At 68.2% G+C, this 24,701-nt stretch carries 21 protein-coding genes; 13 read left to right on the top strand and 8 right to left on the bottom strand.

Features of this window, described 5'->3' with window-relative positions:
• Positions 1-16: 16 nt before the first annotated feature.
• Both ACFWUU_RS02045 and lipA read right to left on the bottom strand, forming a co-directional pair.
• On the bottom strand, positions 17-712 hold the full coding sequence (locus ACFWUU_RS02045; protein ID WP_137254311.1) for a DUF4191 domain-containing protein: 696 nt from the start codon (positions 710-712) through the stop codon (positions 17-19).
• Between the two features lie 11 nt (positions 713-723).
• The gene (gene lipA / locus ACFWUU_RS02040) at positions 724-1,662 is read right to left on the bottom strand and encodes a lipoyl synthase (RefSeq protein WP_137254312.1); all 939 of its coding nucleotides are present in this window, start codon (positions 1,660-1,662) and stop codon (positions 724-726) included.
• Between the two features lie 56 nt (positions 1,663-1,718).
• Here lipA and ACFWUU_RS02035 point away from each other — a divergent pair, with 56 nt between their 5' ends.
• The 5 genes from ACFWUU_RS02035 (at position 1,719) to ACFWUU_RS02015 (ending at position 6,930) form a co-directional block, all read left to right on the top strand.
• Complete coding sequence (locus tag ACFWUU_RS02035; protein WP_380171901.1) at positions 1,719-3,026, top strand: sensor histidine kinase; 1,308 nt, start codon at positions 1,719-1,721, stop codon at positions 3,024-3,026.
• Positions 3,019-3,690, top strand: coding sequence for a response regulator (locus ACFWUU_RS02030; protein ID WP_380171899.1), 672 nt, complete (start codon positions 3,019-3,021; stop codon positions 3,688-3,690). The genes ACFWUU_RS02035 and ACFWUU_RS02030 overlap by 8 nt, the downstream gene beginning before the upstream one ends.
• Before the next feature lie 117 nt (positions 3,691-3,807).
• Entirely contained in the window at positions 3,808-4,689 is an 882-nt protein-coding gene (locus ACFWUU_RS02025) for an ABC transporter ATP-binding protein (RefSeq protein WP_380171897.1), read from the top strand.
• Positions 4,686-5,852, top strand: coding sequence for an ABC transporter permease (locus tag ACFWUU_RS02020; RefSeq protein ID WP_380171895.1), 1,167 nt, complete (start codon positions 4,686-4,688; stop codon positions 5,850-5,852). Before ACFWUU_RS02025 ends, ACFWUU_RS02020 begins: the two co-directional genes overlap by 4 nt.
• A 109-nt stretch (positions 5,853-5,961) precedes the next feature.
• Complete coding sequence (locus tag ACFWUU_RS02015) at positions 5,962-6,930, top strand: LysR family transcriptional regulator (RefSeq protein ID WP_380171893.1); 969 nt, start codon at positions 5,962-5,964, stop codon at positions 6,928-6,930.
• A 4-nt stretch (positions 6,931-6,934) separates the two neighbouring features.
• On the opposite strand, the gene ACFWUU_RS02010 is transcribed toward ACFWUU_RS02015, so the two are convergent.
• On the bottom strand, positions 6,935-8,158 hold the full coding sequence (locus ACFWUU_RS02010; protein ID WP_380171892.1) for a hypothetical protein: 1,224 nt from the start codon (positions 8,156-8,158) through the stop codon (positions 6,935-6,937).
• A 109-nt stretch (positions 8,159-8,267) separates the two neighbouring features.
• Here ACFWUU_RS02010 and ACFWUU_RS02005 point away from each other — a divergent pair, with 109 nt between their 5' ends.
• The gene (locus ACFWUU_RS02005) at positions 8,268-9,581 is read left to right on the top strand and encodes a sulfatase-like hydrolase/transferase (RefSeq protein ID WP_380171890.1); all 1,314 of its coding nucleotides are present in this window, start codon (positions 8,268-8,270) and stop codon (positions 9,579-9,581) included.
• 4 nt (positions 9,582-9,585) lie between these two features.
• Complete coding sequence (locus tag ACFWUU_RS02000; RefSeq protein WP_380171888.1) at positions 9,586-10,968, top strand: sulfatase; 1,383 nt, start codon at positions 9,586-9,588, stop codon at positions 10,966-10,968.
• Positions 10,969-10,971: 3 nt separating this feature from the next.
• On the opposite strand, the gene lipB is transcribed toward ACFWUU_RS02000, so the two are convergent.
• Positions 10,972-11,688, bottom strand: coding sequence for a lipoyl(octanoyl) transferase LipB (lipB, locus tag ACFWUU_RS01995; RefSeq protein ID WP_380171886.1), 717 nt, complete (start codon positions 11,686-11,688; stop codon positions 10,972-10,974).
• A 111-nt stretch (positions 11,689-11,799) separates the two neighbouring features.
• On the opposite strand from lipB, the gene ACFWUU_RS01990 reads away from it, so the two are divergent.
• Positions 11,800-13,461, top strand: coding sequence for a protein kinase (locus ACFWUU_RS01990; RefSeq protein WP_380171884.1), 1,662 nt, complete (start codon positions 11,800-11,802; stop codon positions 13,459-13,461).
• A gap of 15 nt (positions 13,462-13,476) precedes the next feature.
• Here the strand turns inward: ACFWUU_RS01990 and ACFWUU_RS01985 are convergent, their stop codons facing one another.
• The 3 genes from ACFWUU_RS01985 to lpdA all read right to left on the bottom strand — a co-directional run bounded on the left by ACFWUU_RS01985 (position 13,477) and on the right by lpdA (position 17,910).
• Positions 13,477-14,364: a TIGR01777 family oxidoreductase gene (locus tag ACFWUU_RS01985; RefSeq protein WP_380171882.1), complete on the bottom strand. Its 888-nt coding sequence runs from the start codon at positions 14,362-14,364 to the stop codon at positions 13,477-13,479.
• A gap of 93 nt (positions 14,365-14,457) precedes the next feature.
• Positions 14,458-16,392: a 2-oxoglutarate dehydrogenase, E2 component, dihydrolipoamide succinyltransferase gene (gene sucB, locus ACFWUU_RS01980; RefSeq protein WP_380171880.1), complete on the bottom strand. Its 1,935-nt coding sequence runs from the start codon at positions 16,390-16,392 to the stop codon at positions 14,458-14,460.
• Between the two features lie 138 nt (positions 16,393-16,530).
• On the bottom strand, positions 16,531-17,910 hold the full coding sequence (lpdA, locus tag ACFWUU_RS01975) for a dihydrolipoyl dehydrogenase (protein ID WP_380171878.1): 1,380 nt from the start codon (positions 17,908-17,910) through the stop codon (positions 16,531-16,533).
• A 185-nt stretch (positions 17,911-18,095) separates the two neighbouring features.
• Here lpdA and ACFWUU_RS01970 point away from each other — a divergent pair, with 185 nt between their 5' ends.
• On the top strand, positions 18,096-18,410 hold the full coding sequence (locus tag ACFWUU_RS01970; protein ID WP_371401243.1) for a hypothetical protein: 315 nt from the start codon (positions 18,096-18,098) through the stop codon (positions 18,408-18,410).
• A complete protein-coding gene (locus ACFWUU_RS01965; protein WP_380171875.1) occupies positions 18,407-18,736 on the top strand; it encodes a cupin domain-containing protein in 330 nt (109 codons plus the stop codon). Before ACFWUU_RS01970 ends, ACFWUU_RS01965 begins: the two co-directional genes overlap by 4 nt.
• Here the strand turns inward: ACFWUU_RS01965 and ACFWUU_RS01960 are convergent.
• A complete protein-coding gene (locus tag ACFWUU_RS01960) occupies positions 18,725-20,218 on the bottom strand; it encodes a leucyl aminopeptidase (protein ID WP_380171873.1) in 1,494 nt (497 codons plus the stop codon). The two genes, ACFWUU_RS01965 and ACFWUU_RS01960, sit on opposite strands and share 12 nt — an antisense overlap.
• Before the next feature lie 98 nt (positions 20,219-20,316).
• Between ACFWUU_RS01960 and gcvT the strand changes: the two genes are divergently transcribed.
• The 3 genes from gcvT to ACFWUU_RS01945 all read left to right on the top strand — a co-directional run bounded on the left by gcvT (position 20,317) and on the right by ACFWUU_RS01945 (position 24,558).
• The gene (gene gcvT, locus ACFWUU_RS01955; RefSeq protein ID WP_380171871.1) at positions 20,317-21,417 is read left to right on the top strand and encodes a glycine cleavage system aminomethyltransferase GcvT; all 1,101 of its coding nucleotides are present in this window, start codon (positions 20,317-20,319) and stop codon (positions 21,415-21,417) included.
• Between the two features lie 334 nt (positions 21,418-21,751).
• Positions 21,752-22,759, top strand: coding sequence for an ABC transporter permease (locus ACFWUU_RS01950; RefSeq protein ID WP_137254330.1), 1,008 nt, complete (start codon positions 21,752-21,754; stop codon positions 22,757-22,759).
• Between the two features lie 41 nt (positions 22,760-22,800).
• Positions 22,801-24,558 carry an ABC transporter substrate-binding protein gene (locus tag ACFWUU_RS01945; RefSeq protein ID WP_137254331.1) on the top strand — a complete coding sequence of 586 codons (1,758 nt, stop codon included), beginning with the start codon at positions 22,801-22,803 and terminating at the stop codon, positions 24,556-24,558.
• Positions 24,559-24,701 lie beyond the last annotated feature (143 nt).

The following is a 24,701-nucleotide window of genomic DNA, read 5'->3' as shown; positions in this document are numbered from 1 at the left end:
CGAGCATGCCGCTTGGTTACCGTCCCCGCATCGCCTGACGGGCGCCCTTCAGGCTGCTCGGCACCGGCCCCTTCGGCATCGGCACCTGCGGCCGGACCGCGTCCAGCGCCTTCAGCCGCTGGAGCAGATCGGTGATCTCCGACGGCTGCATCACCGCCGGCAGCTTCATCACGTACTTGGTGAGCTTGCGGATGTCGATCTCACCCTCGCCCTGACCCGCGACGATCTGCGTCACCGGGGCGCCGCCGGCGACCCGGTTGTGCTTCTTGGCCTCGGCCGTCAGCAGGTTCTTCACCCGGCTCGCCTGACCCTCGCCGACCAGGATGATCCCGGGCCGGCCGACCACGCGGTGGACGATGTCGGCGTTCTTGGTCACCGCGATCGCGGGCGTCACGTTCCAGCCGCGGCGCAGCGTCTGCAGCGCCGACGCGGCCGCACCGGCCTGGCCCTCGATCTGGCTGTACGCCGCCTTCTCGACCTTGCGGCCGAACACCAGCGTCGCGGCCAGGAAGCCGAGCGCGACGCCGAGCGGGATCCAGATCACCAGCGGGCCGACCAGGAATCCGCCGAGCACGGCGAGCCCGACGATGCCGAGGAAGATCCCGGCGAGCACGAGGCCGACCGTCGGGTCGGACTTCTGGGTCAGCTTGTACGCCGACACGATCTGCTTGAGCCGGCTGGTCTTCTCTTCGGGCGCGTCGTTCTTGGCCATCTCTACCTGCTCTACCTGTCCTGGATGTTCATACGTGACTCAACGGCCTGACGGTACAAGCGTCCGGCGCGGTACGAGGACCGTACCAGCGGCCCGGACATGACTCCGGCGAAACCGATCTCCTGCGCCTCGGCGTCCAGCTCGACGAACTCCTCGGGCTTGACCCAGCGCTCGACCGGGTGGTGCCGCACCGAGGGACGCAGGTACTGCGTGATCGTGATGATCTCGCAGCCGGCAGCGTGCAGGTCCTTCAGTGCCTGGCTGACCTCGTCGCGGGTCTCGCCCATGCCGAGGATCAGGTTCGACTTTGTGACCAGGCCGTAGTCGCGGGCCTGGGTGATGACGTCCAGCGACCGCTCGTAGCGGAAGCCGGGACGGATCCGGCGGAAGATCCGCGGGACGGTCTCGACGTTGTGCGCGAACACCTCCGGCCGGGAGGAGAACACCTCGGCCAGCTGCTCGGGTACGGCGTTGAAGTCCGGCGCGAGCATCTCGACGCCGGTGCCCGGGTTGAGCTCGTGGATCTGGCGGATCGTCTCGGCGTACAGCCAGGCGCCGCCGTCGTCCAGGTCGTCGCGGGCGACGCCGGTCACGGTCGCGTACCGCAGACCCATGGTCCGGACCGACTCGGCCACGCGGCGCGGCTCGTCGCGGTCCAGCGCCTCCGGCTTGCCGGTGTCGATCTGGCAGAAGTCACAGCGCCGTGTGCACTGGTCCCCGCCGATGAGGAAGGTCGCCTCGCGGTCCTCCCAGCACTCGAAGATGTTCGGGCAGCCGGCTTCCTGGCACACCGTGTGCAGTCCCTCGGACTTCACGAGTTTCTGCAGCGCCTGGTACTCCGGGCCCATCTTGGCGCGGGTCTTGATCCACTCGGGTTTGCGCTCGATCGGGGTCTCCGCGTTGCGCACCTCGAGCCTGAGCAGTTTCCGTCCTTCTGGGGCGATGGTCACGCCCCCAAGGGTACGCGTCCGCGCTCAGGGCCGTCTCACCCGTACGCTGATGAGCTATGTCCCAGAGTTCATGGACCCGGCCCGCGCCGACCGCCCGCGAGCAGCGGTACGACGTACTGCTGGGACTCGGGATGGCGCTGGCGTCCCTGCTCGGGACCGAGCTGGCCCGCGGCGGCTCGCCGACCCACGTCGACCTCGGCATCGGCGGCGTCGAGCCGTACGTGCTGAGCGCGGCGATCGCGCTGCCGCTGTGCTTCCGGCGCCGGTGGCCGATCCCGGTGCTGCTGGTGGTCGCGGGGCTGTTCGTGCTGAACGGCGAGCGGGCGATCTTCGCGTTCGCAGGCAACCTGGTCACCCAGTCGACGATGTTCATGGCGATCTACGCGGCCGTGGCCTGGGCCCGCGACCGGCGGCTGATGAAGGCGTCGGTCGCGGTCGTCTTCGTGGTCATGTTCGGCTGGCTGGCGATCAACTTCGTCCGTGCGCTGCGCGCCAACTCGATCGAGGGCCCCAACCACGCGCTGTTCTCGCCGTACGTCTCGAACGTGGTCCTGGCCGTCGCGCTCAACGTCCTCTACTTCTTCGGCGCGTACTTCTGGGGCCGTACGGCGTGGGGCACCGCCCGGCAGCGCGCCGAGCTCGAGCAGCAGGCGACCGAGCTGGCCGCGCAGCAGGAGGCGAACTCCCGGCGTGCGGTGATCGACGAGCGGCTGCGGATCTCCCGCGAACTGCACGACGTCGTCGCACACCACATCAGCAGCATCGGCGTCCAGGCCGGGGGAGCCCGGCGAGTGATGGACAGCGATCCGGATGCCGCGAAGAGCGCGCTGAACGTGATCGAGGAGTCCAGCCGGAGCGCCGTGAACGAGATGCGCCAATTGCTCGGCATGCTTCGCGCGGCGGATCCCGATGTCGACGTCACCACACCGGACCCGAAGGCGCCGCAGGCCGGCGCCGATCGGCTGCCGGCGCTGATTTCGGAGGTGAACGGTCAGGGCCTCGAGGTCGGGTTCCACCAGATCGGCGCGCCGTCCGAGCTGCCCAAGACCGTGTCCGTGTCGGTGTACCGGATCGCCCAGGAGGCGCTCGCGAACGTCCGCAAGCATTCGACAGCCCGTAGCGCTCACCTCACGTTGCGTTATCTCGGCGACACGGTCGAGCTCGAAGTACTCGACGACGGCCGCCCGAAGCACGCGCCGGTCGGCAGCCGGCTGGGTCACGTCGGGATCCGGGAGCGGGTTGGTCTGCTCGGCGGCGAGAGCGAGATCGGCCCGCGGCCCGTGGGAGGATTCCGGGTCCGGGTCCGCATCCCGTTGGACCACCCGATGCTTGATCAACCACTGTCTGGAGCGCCACATGAGTGACCCGATGCGGGTCCTGCTGGTCGACGACCAGGACCTGGTCCGGGCCGGCTTCCGGATGATCCTGTCGGTCGAGCCGGAGATCGAGGTCGTCGGTGAGGCGTCCGACGGCGAGAAGGCGATCGAGCTGGCGCTCGCGCTGCGGCCTGACGTCGTACTGATGGATGTCCAGATGCCCGGGATGGACGGGATCACCGCTACCCAGCGGATCGTCTCCGAGGACGCCGGGAAGGTGGTCATCCTCACGACGTTCGACCGCGACGACTACCTCTTCGAGTCGCTCGGGGCCGGTGCGAGCGGGTTCCTGCTCAAGAACACCGCGCCCGAGGACCTGGTCGAGGCGATCCAGATCGTCCACTCGGGCCACGCGCTGCTCGCGCCCGAGGTGACGCGCCGGGTGATCAAGCGATTCACCGGCGGCGGCGAGCGCGTGTATCGGCCCGATCTCCTCGCGGACCTGACCGAGCGTGAGCGCGAGGTCCTCGGCCTGATCGCCCGCGGCCTCACCAACACCGAGATCGCCACCCAACTCTTCGTCGGCGAGGCCACGGTCAAGACCCACGTCTCCCGGGTCCTCCTCAAACTCGGCCTCCGCGACCGCGTCCAGGCCGTCGTCTTCGCCTACGAATGCGGCCTGGTCACCCCGGGGGACGACACCTCCGCCTAGCGGGTGACCCGCGCGATCACCCTCGCGGGCGACGTACCCGGAGGCCTGTCCTCACTAGGTTTGTCAGTGTCGGGTGAACGCCCGGCGGGGGCTGACCTGTAGGGAACGGTGACACACATGCTGAGGGTGGCTGGGCTCACTCGGCGGTTCGGTGATCATCTGGCGCTGGACGACGTGACGTTTGACGTCGTACCTGGACGGATGACCGGATTCGTCGGGGCCAACGGTGCCGGTAAGACGACGACGATGCGGATCATCCTCGGGGTCCTGGCCGCGAACGCCGGTCAGGTGCTCTGGAACGGCGAGTTGCTGACCCAGGAGGTACGGCGCGACGTCGGGTACATGCCCGAAGAGCGCGGGCTGTACCCGAAGATGAAGATCCGCGACCAGCTGGTCTTCTTCGGCCGGCTGCACGGGCTCTCGCCGGAGAGGGCTTTGGAACGGACCGACAAGCTGCTCGAACGGCTAGGGCTGGCCGAGCGGGCCACGGACGCGCTGGAGACGCTGTCGCTGGGCAACCAGCAGCGGGTCCAGATCGCGGCCGCGCTGGTGCACGAGCCGATCGCGCTGGTGCTGGACGAGCCGTTCAGCGGCCTCGACCCGCTCGCCGTCGACGCGATGGTGGACCTGCTCCGCGAGGAAGTCACGTCCGAGGTGCCGGTGCTGTTCTCGAGCCACCAGCTCGACCTGGTCGAGCGGCTGTGCGACGACCTCGTCGTACTGTCCCGCGGCAAGGTGGTCGCGGCGGGTTCGGTCGCGGACCTGTCGGCGGGCTCGACCTCGACGTACCGGCTGGTGGTGGAGGGCGACGCGGGCTGGCTGCGTGACGTGCGCGGCATCGAGGTACGTGATGTGGCCGGCGGTACGGCGCTGTTCGACGTACTGGATGCGGCCGTCGAGCAGAAGATTCTTCAGGAGGCGCTCAGCCGCGGACCGGTCCGCCAGTTCGGGCCGGAGCGGGTGGCGCTCAGCGACGTCTTCCGGGAGGCGACCCGATGAACGTGTTGGACAGGCCGTGGGCGCTGATCGCGGAGCGCGAGATCAGTACGAAGCTCCGGGACAAGACCTTCATCGGCTCAACGCTGGTGATGCTGTTCATCGTGATGGTCGCGGTGATCCTGCCGGCGATCCTCGCGGGCAAGGGCGGGGCGGACAAGATCGCGGTCGTCGACGATGCGGCTGCCAAGGTCGTGCAGCAGGCGTCGACGACGATCGGCGGCGACGGCTATGAGGTGGTCCGCGCCGGCGATCGGCCCGCCGCGGAGAAGCTGGTCACCGACGGCGACGCGAAGGCGGCGCTCGTGCCCGGCACCGACGGGTACGTCGTGATCGGCAAGGACAGCGTCGATTCGGGGATCGAGAGCGCGCTGCGCGAGGCGGCCGCGACCGTCGGCATGGAGACGAATGCGTCGAAGGCGGGGCTGACTCCATCGGAGTTGCACGCCGGTACGAAGGTCGAAGTACAGCTGCTGAAGCCCGGTCCGCTGCCGGATATCGTCTCGCAGTTCGTGAACATCGGGCTGGCGCTGGTGTTCTACATGACCGCGCTCGGCTTCGGCATGATGATCGCGCAGAGCGTCGTACAGGAGAAGGAGAGCCGGGTCGTCGAGATCCTGGCCGCCGCGGTGCCGATCCGGTCGCTGTTGTGGGGCAAGGTGCTCGGAAACACCGTGCTGGCGCTCTCGCAGATCGTGGTGATCGCGGCTGCGTCGCTGATCGGGCTGTTGGCGACTGATCAGGCCGACATCCTCGAGGTGGTCGCGCCGGTGGCCGGGTGGTTCGTGGTGTTCTTCGTGCTCGGGTTCGTGGCGCTGGCCGGGCTGTGGGCGGTCGCGGGTTCGCTGGCGACTCGGCAGGAGGATCTCGGGTCGACCACGCTGCCGGGGCAGATGATCCTGATGATCCCGTTCTTCTTCTCGGTGTTCGCGGGGTCGTCGGCCAAGACGGTGGCGTCGTTCGTCCCGATCGCGTCGTCGATGTCGATGCCGGGCCGGATGCTGACCGAGGACGTGCCGATCTGGCAGCCGCTGGTCGCGATCGCGCTGCTGCTCGGCGCGACGGTGCTGATCGTCCGGCTGGGCGCGCGGCTGTACGAGCGGACGCTGCTGCAGACCGGGCGCCGGCTCGGCTACCGCGAGGCCCTTGCCCTCGAAACTTCGTAGCACATCGTCACAGCCGGGCCCGGCGTTACAGGTCCAGGCCCGGCTGTGACAAAACCGCAATGTTGGGTACCTGTGTGCTGTGCCTACACCTGGACTACGGTCTCAACGCATGAACGTCGAGCTGCGCCACCTGCGGGTGGTGGTCCTGGTGGCAGAAGCGGGGTCCGTCGGACGGGCCGCCCGCTGGCTCAAGGTCAGCCAACCGAGCCTGACGGCGCAGCTGAAGCGGATCGAGGCGGCGTTCGGCGGGGAGCTGTTCGAGCGCTCCCGCACCGGGGTCACGCCGACCCCGCTCGGCCGGTACGCCGTCGACCGCGCGCGGGCCATCCTGGTCGACGTCGACCACCTGTCCGCGACCGTGTCCGCGATGACCGCGGTGGAGTCGTCCGCAGTACGGCTCGGTGGGTTCCCGACCGCGCCGATGTCCGGGATCGCGTCCCGGCTGCGTTCGCACGGCGAGATCGAGCAGGTCAGCATCGAGGTCGAGTGGTCCACCAGCGTGCTGTTGCAGCAGCTGGAGAGCGGGCGGCTGGACTTCGCGTTGCTGCGGGAGTTCCCGGGGTTCGAGCTGCGGCTGCCGGCGGGCGTCGAGTCCACGACGGTGGTCGAGTCGGAGTCGGCGTACGTCGCTCTGTCGGCGGACCACCCGGTGGCGGAATCGACGCGGACGCGCGGCGAGGTCGAGCTGGCGTCGCTGTCGGACGAGGAATGGATCGGGGAGCCGCCGGACGACAGCGGGTTCCATGTGTTGTTCCGGGCGGCGTGCGAGGCTGCCGGGTTCCAGCCGAAGGTGGAGCATCATTCGGTGGATACGTCGGTGCTGATGGGGTTCGTGACGAGTGGTCAGGGTGTGGCGCTGATCTCGCCCACGTCGTACCGGATGTTGTCCTCGGATGTCACGACGCGGACGCTCGCGGGTGACCCGATCCATCGGAAGCTGGTGCTCGCGTGGAGCACGGAGTCACCGCGTGCGCAGATGGCTGGCGACGTGCTGGGGATGGCGAGCTCGGCGTACGACGAGGCGATCACCGAGCATGCACGGCGCGGTGCGGTGCAGCAACGCATGCACGTCGCTTGAGGTACTAGGCCGGCTTGACCACCGGATTCTCGAACGCCAGGTAGAACTCGCCGGTGTCCTCCGGGTCCTCCATGCGCTCCCGGTACTGCGATCCCACCTGCTCCTTACCCGAAAACTCCGCCGCCTTCGGCCGCTCACCTTGAGCCTGCTGCGGCTTCGCCGGCGCGGCCTCCTCAGCCTTGGCTTCCGGCGCCTTCACCTCAGCCGGCGCCTTCACCTCAGCCGGCGCCTTCACCTCAGCCTTGGCCTCCGGGGCCTTCACCTCGGCCGGCTTGGTCTCCGCTGCTGGCATCGCCTGGGTCTCGTCGACCGGCATCGCCTGGGTCTCGTCGCCTACGTCGGCGTCCGGCGTCTTCGACTCGGCAGGCTTGTTCTCCGCGACCGGCATCGCTTGGGTCTCCTGGACCGGCGCCGCCTGGGTCTCCTCGACCGGCTTGGCCTCGGCTGCCGGGGCTTCCTCCGCTGCGGGCTCCTCCTGCGCGGGGGCCTGCTGCGGCTCCTGCTCCTGCTCCTGTTCTGCAGCGTCCTCTGGCACCGGCGTGGCAACCGTCTCGTCGCCTACGTAGTTGCCCCGAGCATCATCCTCGGGGAACTGTCGCGTCTGCTCGAACTCAGCCCCGAGCGGGAACTGCCGCGTCTGCTCATCCGCCTGGTTCCGCGGCTGCACCGGCTCCGGCTCGTCGAACAGATCGTCGTACCGCGAGCGGCTCTCGTACGGCACCGGCTCCGCATAGGTGCTCCCGGCAACCGGGTACACAGCCGCGACATCCGCCTCCTGCTGCGCCTGCGCCGCCTCCTGCTCGCGCTGCAGCCGCTCCTCCTCGACCCGTACCCGCCGCCGCTTCTGCACACTGCGGACGATCAGCTGGATCGCGTACACCAGCGAGATCACCCCGAGGATGGGGACGACCCCGTTCAGCGTGTACTGCTTCGACCCGTCGATCATCCCCGTGGTGACCCCGGGGACGTCGTTCAGGAAGTTCGTGGTCCGGTTCGGGATCCAGAGCCAGCAGTAGACCTGAACGCCGAAGGCGAGGAACGCCCCGAGCGCGGCCGCGCCGGAGAAGTACGACACCACGGCCCAGAAGACCAGCGCGCCGATGCCGAAGGCAAGCGCCAGCTCCTTCGCATTCAGCTCGATACCACCCGGTGCCGCGAGTACTCCGAAGACGGCCGGTCCGGCCAGAGCAACGGCTATGCCGAGCAAGAACCCAAGAAATTTGGCCACAACCCCAAGGTAGCGACGATCGGCCGTCACACCCTGCAGACACTTCGGCGCGCCACACCAGACACATCCGCCCCAAGCGCACCGGCAATCGCTTGCCTAGGCTGTTCCCGTGGACCGTCCTCCGAACATCCTCGTAGTCCTGTCCGACGAGCACACCGCCGCCGCAGCGGGGTGGGCCGGCCATCCGCACGTACAGACGCCGCATCTGGACCGCCTGGCCGCACAGGGCGTCTCGTTCGACCGTGCGTACACGAACAGCCCGATGTGCGTCCCGTCCCGGCTCTCGCTGATGGCAGGGCAGTACGTGCACCAGATCGGGGCCTGGGACAACGGCGTGATCCCCGGTCCGTCGTACCGCACCTGGGGTCACCATCTGCGCGATGCCGGTTACACCTCGGTCATCGCCGGCCGGACGCACTTCAACGGACCAGACCGCTTGCTGGGCTTCGACAAGCGCCTCACGGACGACCTGGACTTCTGGCTGGACCACAGCGGACGGCCACCCCGCCGTACGCCGGACTGGCGGCGCCCGACCAACTCACACGTCACCGAACAAGGCGCAGGCGACCACGTCCACACCCAGCACGACATCGCTACAACCGATGCCGCACTGGACTTCCTCCGCGGTCCCGGCGACGACCCATTCCTGCTGTACGTCGGCTACATGCACCCGCACTTCCCATTGGTCGCCCCACCGGAGTTCCGTGCGCTGTACGACGCTGCCGACGTCGAACTGCCATCCGTCGCCGACGACCAGCACCCGGTGATCTCGCTGCTCCGACACGGCTTCCGCAACGACGAACCGCTGACAGAGGAGCAGATCCGCGAGGCAACGGTCTGCTACTGGGCACTGATCAGTCACCTCGACCACCAGATCGGCCGGCTGCTGGCCGCCGTACCGGACGACACAGTGGTCATCTACACCAGCGACCACGGTGAAATGGCCGGACACCACGGCATCTGGCAGAAGCAGTGCTTCTACGACCCCGCCGTACGCATCCCGCTCCTGCTGCGCCACCCAGCCCTCACGCCCGGCCGCACCGACGCCCACGTCAGCCTGATCGACCTATTACCCACCCTCAGGGACGTTGCTGGGCTGGCGTCCGATCCCGCTCTACCAGGCCATTCGTTGCTCGACCCAACGGACCGCCCAGTGCTGTCGGAGTACCACGCCCAAGGCATGCTCGACGGCGGCTTCATGCTGCAGTCGGGCCCTTGGAAGTACTGCTACTACGGCGCCGCCAACCCGCCACAGGTCTTCAACCTCGACAACGACCCACTCGAGCAGCACGACCTGTCCGGCGACACAGCTCTGGTGCATCGCCTGGACGGCGAGCTGAGACTGCTGCTCGACCCAGACGCAACCGATGAACGTGCCAAGTCCGACCAGGCCGCCCGCATGGCTGTCTCCACGAGAGGTTGAGCCCGTGTCCACTTCCAATACGTCTGCTCCGAACATTCTGCTGATCGTTTCCGACGACCACGGGTACGCCGACCGCGGCGGCCTCGGCCTGCACCCCGACGTACACACTCCGTCCCTCGACCGTCTCGCCTCCGAGGGCGTGACCTGCACCGATGCCTACGTGACAGCGCCGATCTGCAGCCCGTCCCGCGCCGCGATCATCTCCGGGCAGTACCAACAGCGGTGGGGCGGCCAATGGTTCGACTCGGCCGCGTTCCCGCCGGACGAGGTACCTAGCTTGGCGGAGATCCTGCAAGGCCAGGGCTACCGGACGGGCTACTTCGGCAAGGTGCACTACGGCCAAGAGGACGTGGGGGACAGGGCCTGCCCACCGCACCACGGCTTCGAGGAAACGCTCTACGGACTGGCCGGCCACTCATTCGGCCGCTTGAACTACCTGCACCACTCAGAGGACGCAATGGCGTCGTACGGCCAGCCCGCAGCACACCACATGGCTGTGCAGCCGCTCCTGTCCGGTGACACACCGGTCGAGCACGAGGGCTTCCTGACGGCCGAGTTCGGACGGCGGGCAGCCGAGTTCATGGGTACTGCGGACGAGCGCCCGTACTTCTGCATGGTCGCGTTCAACGCAGTACACAACTTCTGCTGGCAACTGCCCGACTCCGAGTTGGAGGCACGCGGTCTGCCGGCGTTCCGCGACTGGTCCCCGGACACCGACGGCGCCTTCACGGAGTGGTACGACGACGTGATCGTGCCGAACCTTCCGCACGGCCGCGAGTACTACCTCGCCCAACTGGAGCTGATGGACGCCGAGATCGGACGCCTCCTCGATGCGGCCGACGAGAACACCATCGTCGTGTACATCACCGACAACGGTGGGTCGACCTGCAACTTCGGCGACAACGCGCCGCTCCGCGGGACGAAGTACACGCTCTGGGACGGCGGCATCCGCATCCCGATGATCTGGCGCTGGCCGGGCCAACTGCCGGCGGGCCGCAATACCAACGCTCTCGTCAGCACCATGGACCTGGTTCCCACTCTGGCCGGCGCCGCTGGCGCGAATGTCACCGAAACCGACGGCCTGGATATCCTTCCGGCCCTCGCCGGCACTTCACCTACGGCCCACGAGACTCTGCATTGGGACTGCGGTTTCCAGTGGGCCGTCCGCTCGGGGTCGTGGAAACTCAGCTGGGTGGCCGACGACGCCAACACCCAGCATCTGAAGGACTACGAACACGCGCCTATGGGCAACGGCTGGTCCCTCACAGACCTCTCCACCGACATAGCCGAACAGACCAACCAGTGCGCCGAGCAGCCGGACGTGGTCGCCCGCCTCAACGACCTGCACACGGCATGGCGGGCTGAGGTCGGCCTGCCCGCTAGCTGAGGCTCAGACGGTCAGGCCGTACGTGATCGGCGTCGGACCCTCGTCGGCGTGCTCGATGTCCGGGCTGCGCTCGTACTCTTCCCACGCGAGCAGTTCGTCGAGGTGCCGACGTAACGAATCCAGCACCTCGGTCACCGCGACCTCACGGCCGAGCTCCTTCGACAGCGTCGTCACGTCCGCGTCCGAGATCCCGCACGGCACGATCCGGTCGAACCAGGCCAGATCGTTGTTGCAGTTCAACGCGAACCCGTGCATCGTCACGCCCTGCGCGACCCGGATCCCGATCGCCGCGATCTTCCGCTCGCGCCCACGCTCATCGGCCGCGACCCAGACACCGCTACGTCCCTTGACCCGACCGGTCTTCACGCCGAAGTCCGCGCAGACCGCGATCAACGCCTCTTCGAGCCGCCGCACGTAGTCGACGACGTACACATGTGAGGCCAGCTTCACGATCGGGTACCCCACGAGCTGACCCGGCCCGTGCCACGTGATCTTCCCGCCGCGGTCGACATCGACCACCGGCGTACCGTCGAACGGCCGCTCCTGCGGCTCGGTGCGCTTGCCGGCCGTGTACACCGGCGGGTGCTCGAGCAGGATCACCGTGTCCGAACCGGTGCCCTCGGCAACCTCCGCATGCAGCCGCCGCTGCTCCGCCCACGCGGTCTCGTACTCCACCGCGTCGGCCCCGAAGCCCGCTTCCACATACTCGATAACCCTCACCCGATCGAGTGTAAGCGCCCCCGACGACGCCCTCGCCGTGGCCTCCATCACCACCACCTGCCTGTGGATAACTTCGACGGCGGATGTCGCGATCGGTGCATCCTCTTGGGCATGGACCTCGCCGACTTCACCGGGTACAGCCTGCGCCGGCAGCTCGGGTCCGGACCGACCGGCACCGTCTGGCAGGTCCGTGACCGCACGTCGGGCCGCAACGCCGTACTCAAACAGATCCCGATCAGCGCCGTATCCGACCTGAGGAGACTCCGTGAAGACCTGAGCATGCTCACCCGCATCCACCACCCGCACATCGCGCGCGTGCTGGAGTTCCGCGAGACTGAGACAGACCTCATCGTCATCAGCCAGTACGTCCCCGCCGGCAGCCTCGCCAAGCTCCTGGCCCGCCGCGGCCCGCTGTCCCGCGGCGAGCTGGTAACCCTCCTGGTCCCACTCGCCGAGGCCGTCGCCCACCTTCACCGCTCGAACCTGGCCCACGGCGCTATCACCCTCCACAACGTCCTCCTCGACGCCGACGGCCGCCCAGTCCTCTCCGACGCAACCCTGCACCCCGCCCCACCAACCGCCGACCTGACCGCCCTAACCACCCTGTCCCACCAGGCAGGCGCAGACCCCACTGTCTTCACCTCAGCCCTCTTCACCAACACCCCACCCACCTCCCTCCCACGCCAGCTCCTCTCCCTAGCCACCCCCACCCCCATCGACCTAGCAGTCCCCGAAGCAACCCCACCGGCGGCGACAGCCGACGCGGCAGGAGCTGCAGCTACCGCGGGCGGCCCGGCCGCGGGTGCCACCCCGGGTGATCCACCTGTGGGTCCTACCCCGTCCGGCGGGCCGGACCTGTCTGCTCTTCTCAGCGCCCCTCGCCCGAAGACCTCCGACGAGACTCCAGGCGACGACGACCCGATCGCCCTGTCCCGCGGCCCGCTGGCCGCACCCCCGCCCAAGCCGCCTACACCACCGCCTACGTCTCCCGACCGCCCCGAACAGTCCCCAACCGCGCCAGGAGGCTCAAAGCCCAGCCGCCCAAAACGCCGCACCCCGTCCCGCCGCGACCGCGTCCTGAGACACCTCCAACACCTGCCGCACGACGCCCTCGCCACGGTCTTCGGCCGAGGATTCCGACGCCCGCCGTACGGCACACTCGCGGCAGCTGCTCTGGCTGCCGTCGTCGTGCTGGCCATCGGCGTCGTCACGCTCCGGACGCTCGACGCCCCCGCAACCGCCCAGGCCGACCCAGCCCATCCGCGACCCAGCCAGCCCAGCGCCACACGGCAACAATCCGCGGAGCCGAGCACAACGCAATCGCAGTCCACCCGCCCGCCGCCAACGGCGTCCGCGACTGCCGAGCGAACTACTTCCAGCAAGTCCGCTTCGCCCACCTGGACGAGGACTCTTCAAGCGCTCGACGCTCAGCGGGCACGAGCGTTCTGGACCCTTGATCCCGACATCCTCGACCGCATCTACGTTCCAGGCAGCTCACCCTGGCGGTCCGACCACGCGCTCCTGTCCAGCTACCGCAAGCAGCAGATCCGGGTCGAAGGTCTCCGGGTCCAGATCGACAGCTCCACAATCGCCCGCCGCACGCGAACCACAATCACCCTCAAGACAACCGACCACCTGGCCGCCGGCCAAGCAGTCGACCGGACCGGCACCAAGACCCCACTTCCGCGCGGCACCCCGACCACCAAACTCATCACCCTGACAACCAGCCCAACCACCAAGGCCTGGCGCATCACCGCCATCACCCAACCCTGACCTCCGTGCGGGTGCTCAGGCGAGCGCGGCCGAGAGCGCGGTGGTGACCGTCGGGTGGTGGAAGGCGAAGCCGGCGGACTGGAGGCGGGTCGGCAGCGCGCGTTTGCTTCCCAGGAGTTCCCAGGCGAACTCGCCCAGGGCGGCCTTCATCAAGAAGGCCGGGACCGGGACAAAGGCCGGGCGGTTAAGCGCCGTCGCGAGAGCCGCAGTGAATTCGGTGTTCGTGGCTGGAGTGGGGAGGGCGACATTGACCGGGCCACTGATCGTGTCGTTCTCGGCGACGAAGCGGACGGCTCGAAGCCAGTCGGTCAGAGAGATAACGGGGAAGTACTGCGTGCCCGAGCCGAGGCGGCCGCCGAGGCCGATACGGAAAGGAAGGGAGAGGAGTTGGAACGCCGGAGCCTTGCGATCGAGTACGACGCCGGTGCGCAGCGCGGCAACCCGGCTACCTGCCGTACGGGCGGGCTCGAGCGCGCCTTCCCACAGCCGTACGACGTCGGAGAGGAAGCCCTCGCCGAGTTCGGAGTCCTCGGTGAGGATGCGATCGCCGAGGTCCGTCCCGTATCCGCCGATCCCGCTCTGCGTGATCAGCACCGGATGCCGGTCGAGCTGCGACGCGACCGTGGCCAGCGTCGCCGTCGTACTGACGCGGCTCTCGCGGATCGTGTTGCGGTACGTCGGGGTCCACGGACGGCCGATGTTCGCGCCGGCCAGGTTGACCAGGACATCGGGGTCGCCGAGGTCGGCCGGATCGAGTTCACCGCTCGCCGGGTTCCAGCGGATCTCGTCCGGTGTCGACGGCGCACGGCGTACGAGTCGGAGGACCTGGTGGCCGTCGGCAACCAAGTCGCGGGTCAGGGCCTTGCCGAGGAAGCCGGATGCCCCGGCCAGCACGTACTTCATCCCGCTTTGCTCCTTGTCGGTTCACTGAACACAAAAGCGCCGGTGCCCGTCTCCGGGGGAGACAATGCACCGGCGCCCTGTGATCCGATCGGATCAGACGTCGAACTGGGCCTCTTCGAGGCGCTTCTTGACCGCGGTCAGGTAGCGGGCCGCGTCGGCGCCGTCGACCAGACGGTGGTCGTAGGTCAGCGCCAGGTACACCATCTGCCGGATCGCGATCGTCTCGCCGAGCTCCGGGTGGGTGATGACGACCGGGCGCTTCACCACAGCACCGGTCCCGAGCATGCCGACCTGCGGCTGGTTCAGGATCGGGGTGTCGAACAGCGCGCCCCGGCTACCGGTGTTGGTGATGGTGAACGTACCGCCCGCCATCTCGTCCGGCAGCACCTTGTTGTTGCGGGTGCGGTCGGCGAGGTCGGCGATCTTCTTGGCCAGGCCGGCGATGTTCAGGTCACCGGCGTTGTGTACGACGGGGACCATCAGCCCGCGCTCCACGTCCACCGCGATGCCGAGGTGCTCGGCGGCGTGGTACGTGATCTCGCCCTTCTCCTCGTCGATCGACGCGTTCAGCTTCGGGTACTGCTTCAGTGCGTCGACGGCGGCGAGGGCGAAGAACGGCAGGAACGACAGCTTGGTGCCCTCGCGGGCCTCGAACTCAGCCTTCTTCGCGTTGCGCAGCTTGGCGATCTCGGTGACGTCGACCTCGACCACGGTGGTGAGCTGGGCGGACACCTTCAGCGAGTTGACCATGTGGGCCGCGATCGCCTTGCGGATCCGGCTCATCTTCTCGGTCGTGCCACGCAGCGGGCTGATCGTCGCAGCCTGCGCGGGGGCCGCGGCCGGAGCAGCAGCCGGGGCGGCCGGGGCTGCGGCGGCAGCCTTCTTGGCCTCGGCGGCGGCGATCACGTCCTGCTTGCGGATCCGGCCGCCGACACCAGTTCCCTGTACCGCGTTGAGGTCGACCTGGTGCTCAGCGGCGAGCTTGCGGACCAGGGGAGTGACGTAGTTCGGACCGTCGGTCGCAGCACCGTTCGGAGAAGGCGCGGCAGCCGGAGCAGCCGCCGGTGCCTGAGCGGGAGCAGCCTGCGGGGCCGGAGCAGCCGCGGCCGGAGCCGGAGCGGCGGCCGGAGCAGCAGCCGGGGCGGCGGCAGGAGCCGGGGCCGCCTGCGGTGCCGGAGCCTGAGCAGCCGGAGCCTGAGCGGCAGGTGCCTGGGCGGCCGGAGCCTGAGCAGCGGGCGCCTGGGCGGCCGGGGCCGGAGCGGCGGCGGGTGCCGGGGTCGCGGCGGGGGCGGACTGGGCGGGGGCTGCGTCGGCGGAGCCGACGATGGCCAGCTCGGCGCCGACCTCGACGGTCTCGTCCTCGGCGACCTTGATCTCCAGCAGCTTGCCGGCGATCGGCGACGGGATCTCGGTGTCGACCTTGTCGGTGGAGACCTCGAGCAGGGGCTCGTCGACGGCGACGTCGTCACCGACCTGCTTGAGCCAGCGGGTGACCGTACCCTCGGTGACGCTTTCACCAAGCGCCGGGAGCGTGACCGACGTACCGGAAGCAGCACCACCGGACTGAGCCGGCGCGGCCTCAGCCGGTGCCGCCGGCTCGGCCTGAGCCTGCGCCGGTGCGGCCTGCTCGGCCGGCGCTTCGGGAGCCGGCGCGGCCTCGGCCTGAGCCGGTGCGGCCTCAGCGGCCGGCTGCTCAGCGGCGGGCTGCTCGGCCGCGGGCTGCTCGGCGGCGGGCTGCTCGGCGGCCGGGGCCTCCTGGGCGGGCGCGGCCGGAGCGGAGGATGCTTCGCCGGCATCGCCGATGACGGCGAGTTCGGCGCCGACCTCGACGGTCTCGTCCTCGGCGGCCTTGATCTCGAGCAGCGTGCCGGCCACCGGCGACGGGATCTCGGTGTCGACCTTGTCGGTCGAGACCTCCAGCAGGGGCTCGTCGACGGCAACCGTGTCGCCGACCTGCTTGAGCCAGCGGGTGACGGTTCCTTCGGTGACGCTCTCCCCGAGGGCCGGCAGGGATACAGAGGTCGGCATGACGGTCGTTGCTCCTTCGTCTGATCGGTCGAGTGTCAGCCTACGGTGCCGCCGGAGCGGGCGAGATCCGGGTTACGGGCCTCGCACGCTCCTACGGCTCAAACCTACTGGGACGGTCCAGTAAGCGGTCCCGCAAGCTCAGTCATGGAAGTGCAAAGGTTTCCCGGCGAGCGCCAGATGCGCCTCGCCGAGGGCCTCGTTCTGGGTCGGGTGCGCGTGGACCAGCGGCGCGACGTCGGCCGGGTACGCCTCCCAGTTGTAGATCAGCTGCGCCTCGCCGATCAGCTCGCCGACACGCGAGCCGACCATGTGCAGCCCCACGACCGCGCCGTCCCGAGCCCGGACCAGCTTGACGAAGCCGGACGTCTTCAGGATCTGCGACTTGCCGTTGCCGCCGAGGTTGTAGTTGAGGATCTCCACGTCGCCGTACTTGGCGCGGGCCTGCTCCTCGGTCAGCCCGACCGACGCGACCTCCGGCTCGGAGTACGTCACCCGCGGGATGCCGGCCTCGTCGATCGGCGTCGGCGCGAGGCCCGCCAGGTGCTCGGCGACGAAGATGCCCTGCTGGAACCCGCGGTGCGCGAGCTGCAGCCCCGGCACGATGTCGCCCACGGCGTACACGCCCGGCACGCTCGTCTGCAGTGTCGAATCGACCGTCACGAACCCGCGATCGAGCGCGACCCCGACCTCTTCATACCCGAGGCCCGTGGTGTTCGGTCCGCGGCCGACGGCGACGAGCAGTACCTCGGCCTCGATCACCTCACCGCCCGCGACGGTCACGCGTACGCCGGAATCGGTCACCTCGACCGACTCGAACGGCGTACCGGTCTTGAAGGCGATCTTCCGCTTCCGGAACGCCCGCTCGAGCGTCTTCGAGCAGTCCGCGTCCTCGGCCGGGACCAGCCGCGGCAGCGCCTCGACGATCGTCACGCGCGTGCCGAACGAGGTCCACGCCGAGGCGAACTCGACCCCGATCACGCCGCCGCCCAGGACGACGGCCGACTCCGGGACCCGATCGAGCGTCAGCGCGTGCTCGCTCGCGATCACCCGGTCGCCGTCGATCTCCAGGCCGGGAAGCGAACGAGAGTAGGAGCCGGAGGCAAGGATCACGTTGCGGCCTGTGTACGTCGTGTCGCCGACCTGCACCGTGGTTGGGGAGGTGAGTCGTCCCTCGCCCTCGACGACCGTGATGCCGCGCGCCTTCAACTGACCCTGCAGACCCTTGAACAGCCGGTCGACCACGCCGTCCTTGTACTTGTTCACACCGCCCATGTCGACGCCCTCGAGCGTCGTCCGGACACCGAACTGCTCACCCTCGCGGGCCGAGTCGGCGACCTCCGCGGCGTGCAGCAGCGCCTTGGTCGGGATGCATCCGCGATGCAGACAGGTCCCGCCGACCTTGTCCTTCTCCACCAGCGCCACGGACATGCCGAGCGTCGCAGCGCGCAGTGCGGCGGCATAGCCACCGCTGCCGCCACCGAGAATCACCAGGTCGTACGTCGTACCACTGTCAGTCACAGGTTCCTCCGTGGGTGTGGTCCAAGGCAGGCGGTCCCGGATCGCGGTTCCGGCCCGGCGCAATCTTGTCACCGATCCGGCCCCGATCCACGCTGGGGCCGCCCCGCGCCGGGGACATCGCTACTACCCGCAACCGTTATCCAGGATTTCGGCCATGACTTGCACACATAGTGGACACTTACCTCATGAAGTGGTTCGGTCGCCGGCAGAAGGCCGGAACGATGCGCCGGGCGGACACTCCGGACCAGGCGCACCTGAGGGAGTTCGTGCAGACCCGCCAGGGAGTCGAGGGATTCGTCGAGCCGCGGACCGCGGTGACGGAGTACACCCTGCTCCTGGTGGCCATCGACGGTGAATGGACCCGCCGTCGGGTCCCGTCGGTGCAGTGGGCGCACAACTTCGCCAACAAGCTCGGCATCCCGTCGTACGACGCGGCCGTGGTCGGGTACCCGCCCCGGATGCGCGAGTACAACGCGCGGATGAAGAAGAACGGTCGGTGAAGGAAGAGCACGAGTTCTTCCCGTCCGGCGAGCTCGCCTGGACCGATGCCGGCAACGGCATCTCCGAGCGGGTGCTGAGCCGCGACGCCGATGGAACGCTGACCCGGTTGGCCCGCTGGGCACCGGCGACGGTTTCAGGTGCCGAAATCATCCGTCACGAATACGTCGAAGAGGTCTACCTGCTCGAGGGTGAGCTGACTGATCTCACCCTCGAGCAGACGTTCCGCCCCGGCGACTACGCCTGCCGTCCGCCGGGGATGCCGCACGGTCCCTACAGGACAGAGACCGGCTGCACCATGCTGGAGATTCGCTACTCAGCTCGCTGAGGCGGCCAGCTCGACCAGGGTGCGGACCGCGTACCCGGTGCCGCCGTTCGGGATGTAGCCGGACGCGCCGCCGTCGTTGAAGGCCGGGCCGGCCACGTCCAGGTGCACCCAGTCGATGCCCTCAGCAACGAAGTCGCCGAGGAAGGCGGCCGCTGCCAGTGCACCGCCCCAGGCCTCGCCGGTGATGTTGGCCAGGTCCGCGACCTTCGAGTGCGACTTCAGCTTGTCCAGCATCTCGGCCGGGATCGGCAGCGGCCACATCGATTCGCCGGCCGCGATCGCCGCGTCGACCACCCGGTCGCGCGCGGTGTCGGTGTTCGCGAACGCGCCGGCCACCTTGGTGCCCAGGGCAACGACACACGCGCCGGTCAGCGTCGCCACGTCGACGATCAGGTCGGGCTGGTCCTCCGACGCCCGCACCAGCGCGTCGCCGAGCACGAGCCGGCCCTCGGCGTCGGTGTTCAGCACCTCGACGGTCTTGCCGCCGTACATCGTCAGTACGTCGGACGGCCGCGCCGCCGAGCCGGACGGCATGTTCTCGGCCATCGCCGCGTACGTCGTCACCTGTACCGGCAGGCCGAGTCGCGCGATCGCGAGCGTCGCGCCGATGACCGCGGCGGCGCCGGCCATGTCGGACTTCATGCTGACCATGCCGGTCGACGTCTTCAGCGACAGACCGCCGGAGTCGAAGGTGATGCCCTTGCCGACGAAAGCGAGGTGGGTGACCGGCTTCTTAGGCGTGTAGGTCAGCCGGACCAGCCGCGGCGGGTTGGCCGAGCCCTGGCCGACGCCGAGGATGCCGCCGTACCCGCCCTTTGCGAGCGCCTTCTCGTCGAGCACCTCGACCTTGACGCCGTACTCCTTGCCGAGCTTGACCGCGTCGGCGGCGAACTCGACCGGGTGCAGGTCCGACGGCGGGGTGTTCACCCAGTCCCGCACCTGCGCGACGGCGTCCGCGGTCACCTCGGCGCGCTCGAGCGCGGCCTTGGCGTCCTTGTTGCGAGCAAGGTCGGTGAGCAGCGTCAGGTTGCCCGGCGCCTCAGAGCTGTCCGAAGACTTGTACGCCGTGAACGCGTAACGTCCCATCAACGCGCCCTCGGCCACCGCGCGGATGCACTCGGCGTCCGGCATCGGCAGGGCGAACGCGACCGACTGGGAGATCTTGGCCGCACGCACACCCGTGCCGGCCGCGGTGCGCAGGTCCTCGGTCTTCAGTGCGCCGTCCGGGGCCGCGCCGAGGCCGACCGCGATCAGCGTCGCCGACTTACCCGGCTTCGGCCCGGGCACCTTGGTCACCTCCCCGGCCTTGCCGGTGGCGCCGAGTCCGGACAGCACCTCCACCAGCTTCCCGCCGTACGCGGCGTTCAGCGACTCGGTGCCGGCCGGCAGGGTGACGCCGCCGCCGAGTTTGACCACGCCGATGACCACGGCGTCGGTCTTGACGCCGGCGGCATCGGACTTGCTCAGGGTGATGGTGGTCACGAAATCCTCAGTCCTCCTTGACCGGCGACTCAGATGGCCGGTCGTGACGGTACGTGCAAGCTGCCTGAGCATGCTACGCGTCGGGTAAGTTCCGCTCCATGACCGAGTCGCCTGAGTTGAAGAAGTCCCCGCTGCACGAGCGCCACGTCGCGCTCGGCGCCAAGTTCGCCGAGTTCGGCGGCTGGGAGATGCCGTTGGAGTACTCCGGTGTCGTCGCCGAACACACCGCGGTCCGTACGTCGGTGGGCGTCTTCGACGTGAGCCATCTCGGCAAGGTGACCGTGACCGGCCCAGGCGCGGCGGCGTACGTGAACGCGTGCCTGACCAACGACCTGGGCAAGATCGCGGCCGGCCAGGCGCAGTACACGCTGTGTTGCAACGCGCGCGGGGGAGTGGTCGACGACCTGATCGCGTACCTGCACGGTGACGACGAAGTGTTCCTGATCCCGAACGCGGCGAACACCGCCGAGGTGGTCCGGCTGCTGCAGGCCGACGCACCCGAGGGCGTCGAGGTGACGAACGTCCACGACGACTACGCGATCCTCGCCGTACAGGGCGCCAACAGCGACGAGGTCGTCGCCGCGATCGGCCTTCCGACCGGACACGACTACATGGCGTTCGCCACAGCAGACTTCGGTGGTACGCCGGTTGTCGTGTGCCGTACTGGTTATACCGGCGAACGCGGGTACGAACTCGTCGTACCGAACGCCGCCGCGGTCGCGGTGTTCGACGCGCTGCTGGAGGCCGGGAAGCCGTACAACATCGTCCCGGCCGGCCTCGGGGCGCGTGACACGCTGCGGACCGAGATGGGGTACCCGCTGCACGGCCAGGACATCACGCCGGACATCACGCCCGTTCAGGCGCGCTCCGGATGGGCCGTCGGGTGGAAGAAAGAGCACTTCTGGGGTGACGAGGCCCTGCGCGCCGAGAAGGAGCGCGGACCGGCCCGGATCCTGCGCGGTCTCCGGGCGGCCGGACGCGGCATTCCGCGGCCGCACATGACGGTTCTGGATCAGGCCGGAACGGAGCTCGGTGAAGTCACCTCCGGGACGTTCTCCCCGACCCTCAAGAAAGGCATCGCGCTGGCCCTGCTGGACGCGACGGTAAAGGAAGGCGATCAGGTCACGGTCGACATCCGGGGCCGCCAGGAGTTGTTCGACGTGGTCAAACCGCCGTTCGTCACCGTGCACGTCCGCTAGGGCCAAAACGGTAACTTTCTGTAATAACGTGGCACAAATTGGCCACTGTCGGTGCTGTGCCGACGCGTTTTGCGAAGGATTGACTGCGAACGGTGACGAATCGGGGCAAATGTTCCGTTCCAGTACCCGTTCCGGTAACGATTTGTGCACTGGTGCCGGGCACCGCTGGTTTGGTGTCACAGTGTCAGGCAGGCTTTCCCGCGGTTGTGGGGGATCGGCTCTGTCAAGGGGATTTGACCAGAGCCCTCCACAAAGCAAAGGCTCGGCACGCTATCCACCGATAAGTGCCGGATCTGCGGACCGAAATCCGGCCGACTGAACTGACGGAGTGCGAATGAGTATTGGGTCGCCCGACTCGACCGTAGGGATCGAGGACCACCCGGCGTCGGCGGAGCCGGTCCGCACCTCGGCCACCCCGCACGGGAAGTCGCCGAGCCGGATCGCGTTCGACCGGTTGCGCAAGGACCGGGTTGCGGTGATCTGCGCGTCGATCGTGCTGTTCTTCATCCTGATCGCGGTCTTCGCGCCGCTGCTGGCCAAGCTCGAGGGCCAGGACTACAGCACCTTCCACACAGACCTGATCGACGAGTACGGCTACCCGACGATCGGCGTCAACAGCTCACACTGGTTCGGTGTCGAGCCGAAGACCGGCCGGGACAACTTCGCCCGCTGGGTGTTCGGTGCCCGCCCGTCGCTGATCATCGCGTTCCTGGCCACCGTCGTCGGCACCGTGATCGGCGTCGTGATGGGTCTGCTCGCCGGCTTCCTCGGCGGCTGGGTCGACCGGGTGATCTCCTGGCTGATCGACTTCGTCCTGAGCCTGCCGTACCTGCTCTTCGCGATCGCGCTGGTGCCGATCGTCGAGTCGATGCGCGGCGGTTCGTTCAACCTGACGCCGCAGCAGCAGGCGTCGATCCGCTTCTACGTACTGATCTTCGTCCTCTCGTTCTTCGGTTGGGCCGGCCTGGCCCGGATCATCCGCGGCGAGGTGCTCTCGCTGCGAGAACGTGAGTTCGTCCTTGCTGCCAAGGCGATCGGTGTGCCGACCCGGCAGGTCCTGTTCAAGGAACTGCTGCCCAACCTGGTCGCCCCGATCGTCATCTCGGCCTCGCTTGCGCTGCCCGCGTACGTGACCGCGGAGGCCGGACTTTCCTTCCTCGGTGTCGGACTCGTCGAACCGATCCCCTCCTGGGGTCAGACGATCGCCGTCGCCACGAACTGGTTCAAGGCCGACCCGATGTACCTCTGGCTGCCCGTGATCGGGATCACCGCTCTGGTGCTCGCTCTCGCGCTGCTCGGAGACGCCATCCGGGACGCCTTCGACCCCAAGACTCGCCGGTAGTTCGGCGATTGCCCCAGCGGCAGAAAAGGAGAAACCCGACCATGCAGTGGAAACGGATAACCGCGGTTGCGGCGACGGTCATGCTGGCCGCCGTGGCCTGTGGCAGCCCGTCCTCGAACAGCGGCAACAAAGGTGACACCAACAACGTGGGGGGCGCTCAGGCCAAGGCTACGGACCCCACTGCGAAGGGCCCTGCACCTGACGTCGACGGAGCCAAGAAGGGCGGCACGATCACGGTCCTGAGCGACGTGACGCCGGACACCTTCGACCCGACGAACATCTACTACGTCGACGGCAACCAGATCGGCAAGCTGTTCTACCGGGCGCTGACCCAGTACCGCCTGGACGGCCCGGACCACAAGCCGGTGCTGGTTCCGGACCTGGCTGAGGACCTCGGCACGAAGTCCGCGGACGGTCTGACCTGGACCTTCAAGCTGAAGCAGGGCATCAAGTACCAGGACGGCACGCCGGTCACGGCCAAGGACTACGCGTACGCGATCAAGCGGTCCTTCGCGCACGACCTGTACGACGCCGGACCCACGTACCAGCAGCAGTTCTTCCTGGACGGCGACAAGTACAAGGGCCCGTACGGCGCCGGCGGCGCCGACTACAAGGGTGTCGAGACGCCGGACGACCACACGCTGGTCATCAAGCTGGCGAAGAAGTTCGACGACCTGCCCTACTACGCGGCGTTCCCGATGTTCGCGCCGATCCCGCAGGCCAAGGACACCCAGAAGAACTACGAGCAGCACCCGATGGTGACCGGCCCGTACCAGGTCCAGTCCTACACCCCGGGTACCGAGCTCAAGCTGTCGAAGAACCCGAGCTGGGACCCGAACACCGACCCGGTGCGGCACCAGTACGTCGACGGCTGGGACTTCAAGTTCAGCCAGGACCTGATCAAGGCCCAGCGTCAGGTGCTGGCCAGCTCCGGTCCGGACGCCGACGCGGTGAACTACTCCAACCTGGACGTCTCGCTGCTGCCTGAGGTCAAGGACCAGAACCAGCTCGTCAAGGGCCAGTCCCCGTGTTCGATCATGTACACGATGGACACCCGGAAGATCCCGCTGGAGGTCCGCAAGCTGATCGCCAAGGCGCACCCGTACGACGCGTGGCGCAAGGTTGCCGGTCTGAACCCGACCGACGACCCGCCGTCGTCGACGATCCTGCCGCCGGCCGTTCCGGGCTTCGAGAAGTACGAGCTCCCGGGTCTGACCGGTACCGGTAAGGGCGCCGAGGACGACGCGGTGGCCGCCGAGGTCAAGTCCGAGCTGGCCAAGCTGGGCAAGTCGAACTTCGAGCTCAGCTGGTACTACTCGATCGACGACAAGATCTCGACCCAGACCACGCAGCTGCGCAAGCAGATGTTCGAGAAGGCCGGCTTCAAGGTCCGCGCCATCGGCGTGCCGAAGGCGAAGATCCGTACCTTCACCGGTGACCAGAACGCTCCGGTCAACATCGGCAAGACCCCGACCGGTTGGTGCTCCGACTGGCCGAGCGGTACGAGCTGGTTCCCGGTTCTGTTCAAGTCCGACGCGATCCCGCTGGGCAACAGCGTCGGTCAGCTGCAGGACAAGGCCCTCGACGCCGAGATCGACGCGATCACGGCCAAGACGCCGGACGAGCAGCTGAAGGAGTGGTCGAAGATCGACAAGGAGATCCTGGAGAAGTACCTCCCGGTCCTGCCGCTCTACTACAGCTCCAGCAACATGCCGATCGGTAAGAACATCGGGCACGCGATCAACGACCCGACACAGGGCATCTTCGAGTTCACCTCGATGTTCCTGAAGCAGCCCTGATCGGCCCGTTCTGAAGTAGTAGTCAGTCAATGAACGGTGATGTGGTGGGCGGGGCCCCCCCCCCGCCCCCCCCACAACAGGGAGGTGTGAAAAACAGGGTCATATAAAAAAAAAAAAAACCCCCACCCAAACACAAAAAAGAG

It is taken from the genome of Kribbella sp. NPDC058693 (genome assembly GCF_042715335.1).
Taxonomy (GTDB): Bacteria; Actinomycetota; Actinomycetes; order Propionibacteriales; family Kribbellaceae; genus Kribbella; species Kribbella jiaozuonensis.
The sequence above is the reverse complement of the archived record's forward strand: the minus strand, read 5'-3'. Positions and strand labels throughout refer to the sequence as shown.

Coding starts and splice junctions, on each gene's coding strand:
- ACFWUU_RS02030 (WP_380171899.1), top strand. CDS start 3,019: ATGAGTGACCCGATGCGGGTCCTGCTGGTCGACGACCAGGACCTGGTC.
- ACFWUU_RS02045 (WP_137254311.1), bottom strand. CDS start 712: ATGGCCAAGAACGACGCGCCCGAAGAGAAGACCAGCCGGCTCAAGCAG.
- ACFWUU_RS01990 (WP_380171884.1), top strand. CDS start 11,800: ATGGACCTCGCCGACTTCACCGGGTACAGCCTGCGCCGGCAGCTCGGG.
- ACFWUU_RS02015 (WP_380171893.1), top strand. CDS start 5,962: ATGAACGTCGAGCTGCGCCACCTGCGGGTGGTGGTCCTGGTGGCAGAA.
- ACFWUU_RS01970 (WP_371401243.1), top strand. CDS start 18,096: ATGAAGTGGTTCGGTCGCCGGCAGAAGGCCGGAACGATGCGCCGGGCG.
- ACFWUU_RS02020 (WP_380171895.1), top strand. CDS start 4,686: ATGAACGTGTTGGACAGGCCGTGGGCGCTGATCGCGGAGCGCGAGATC.
- sucB (WP_380171880.1), bottom strand. CDS start 16,392: ATGCCGACCTCTGTATCCCTGCCGGCCCTCGGGGAGAGCGTCACCGAA.
- gcvT (WP_380171871.1), top strand. CDS start 20,317: ATGACCGAGTCGCCTGAGTTGAAGAAGTCCCCGCTGCACGAGCGCCAC.
- ACFWUU_RS01950 (WP_137254330.1), top strand. CDS start 21,752: ATGAGTATTGGGTCGCCCGACTCGACCGTAGGGATCGAGGACCACCCG.
- ACFWUU_RS01985 (WP_380171882.1), bottom strand. CDS start 14,364: ATGAAGTACGTGCTGGCCGGGGCATCCGGCTTCCTCGGCAAGGCCCTG.
- ACFWUU_RS02025 (WP_380171897.1), top strand. CDS start 3,808: ATGCTGAGGGTGGCTGGGCTCACTCGGCGGTTCGGTGATCATCTGGCG.
- ACFWUU_RS01945 (WP_137254331.1), top strand. CDS start 22,801: ATGCAGTGGAAACGGATAACCGCGGTTGCGGCGACGGTCATGCTGGCC.
- ACFWUU_RS02035 (WP_380171901.1), top strand. CDS start 1,719: ATGTCCCAGAGTTCATGGACCCGGCCCGCGCCGACCGCCCGCGAGCAG.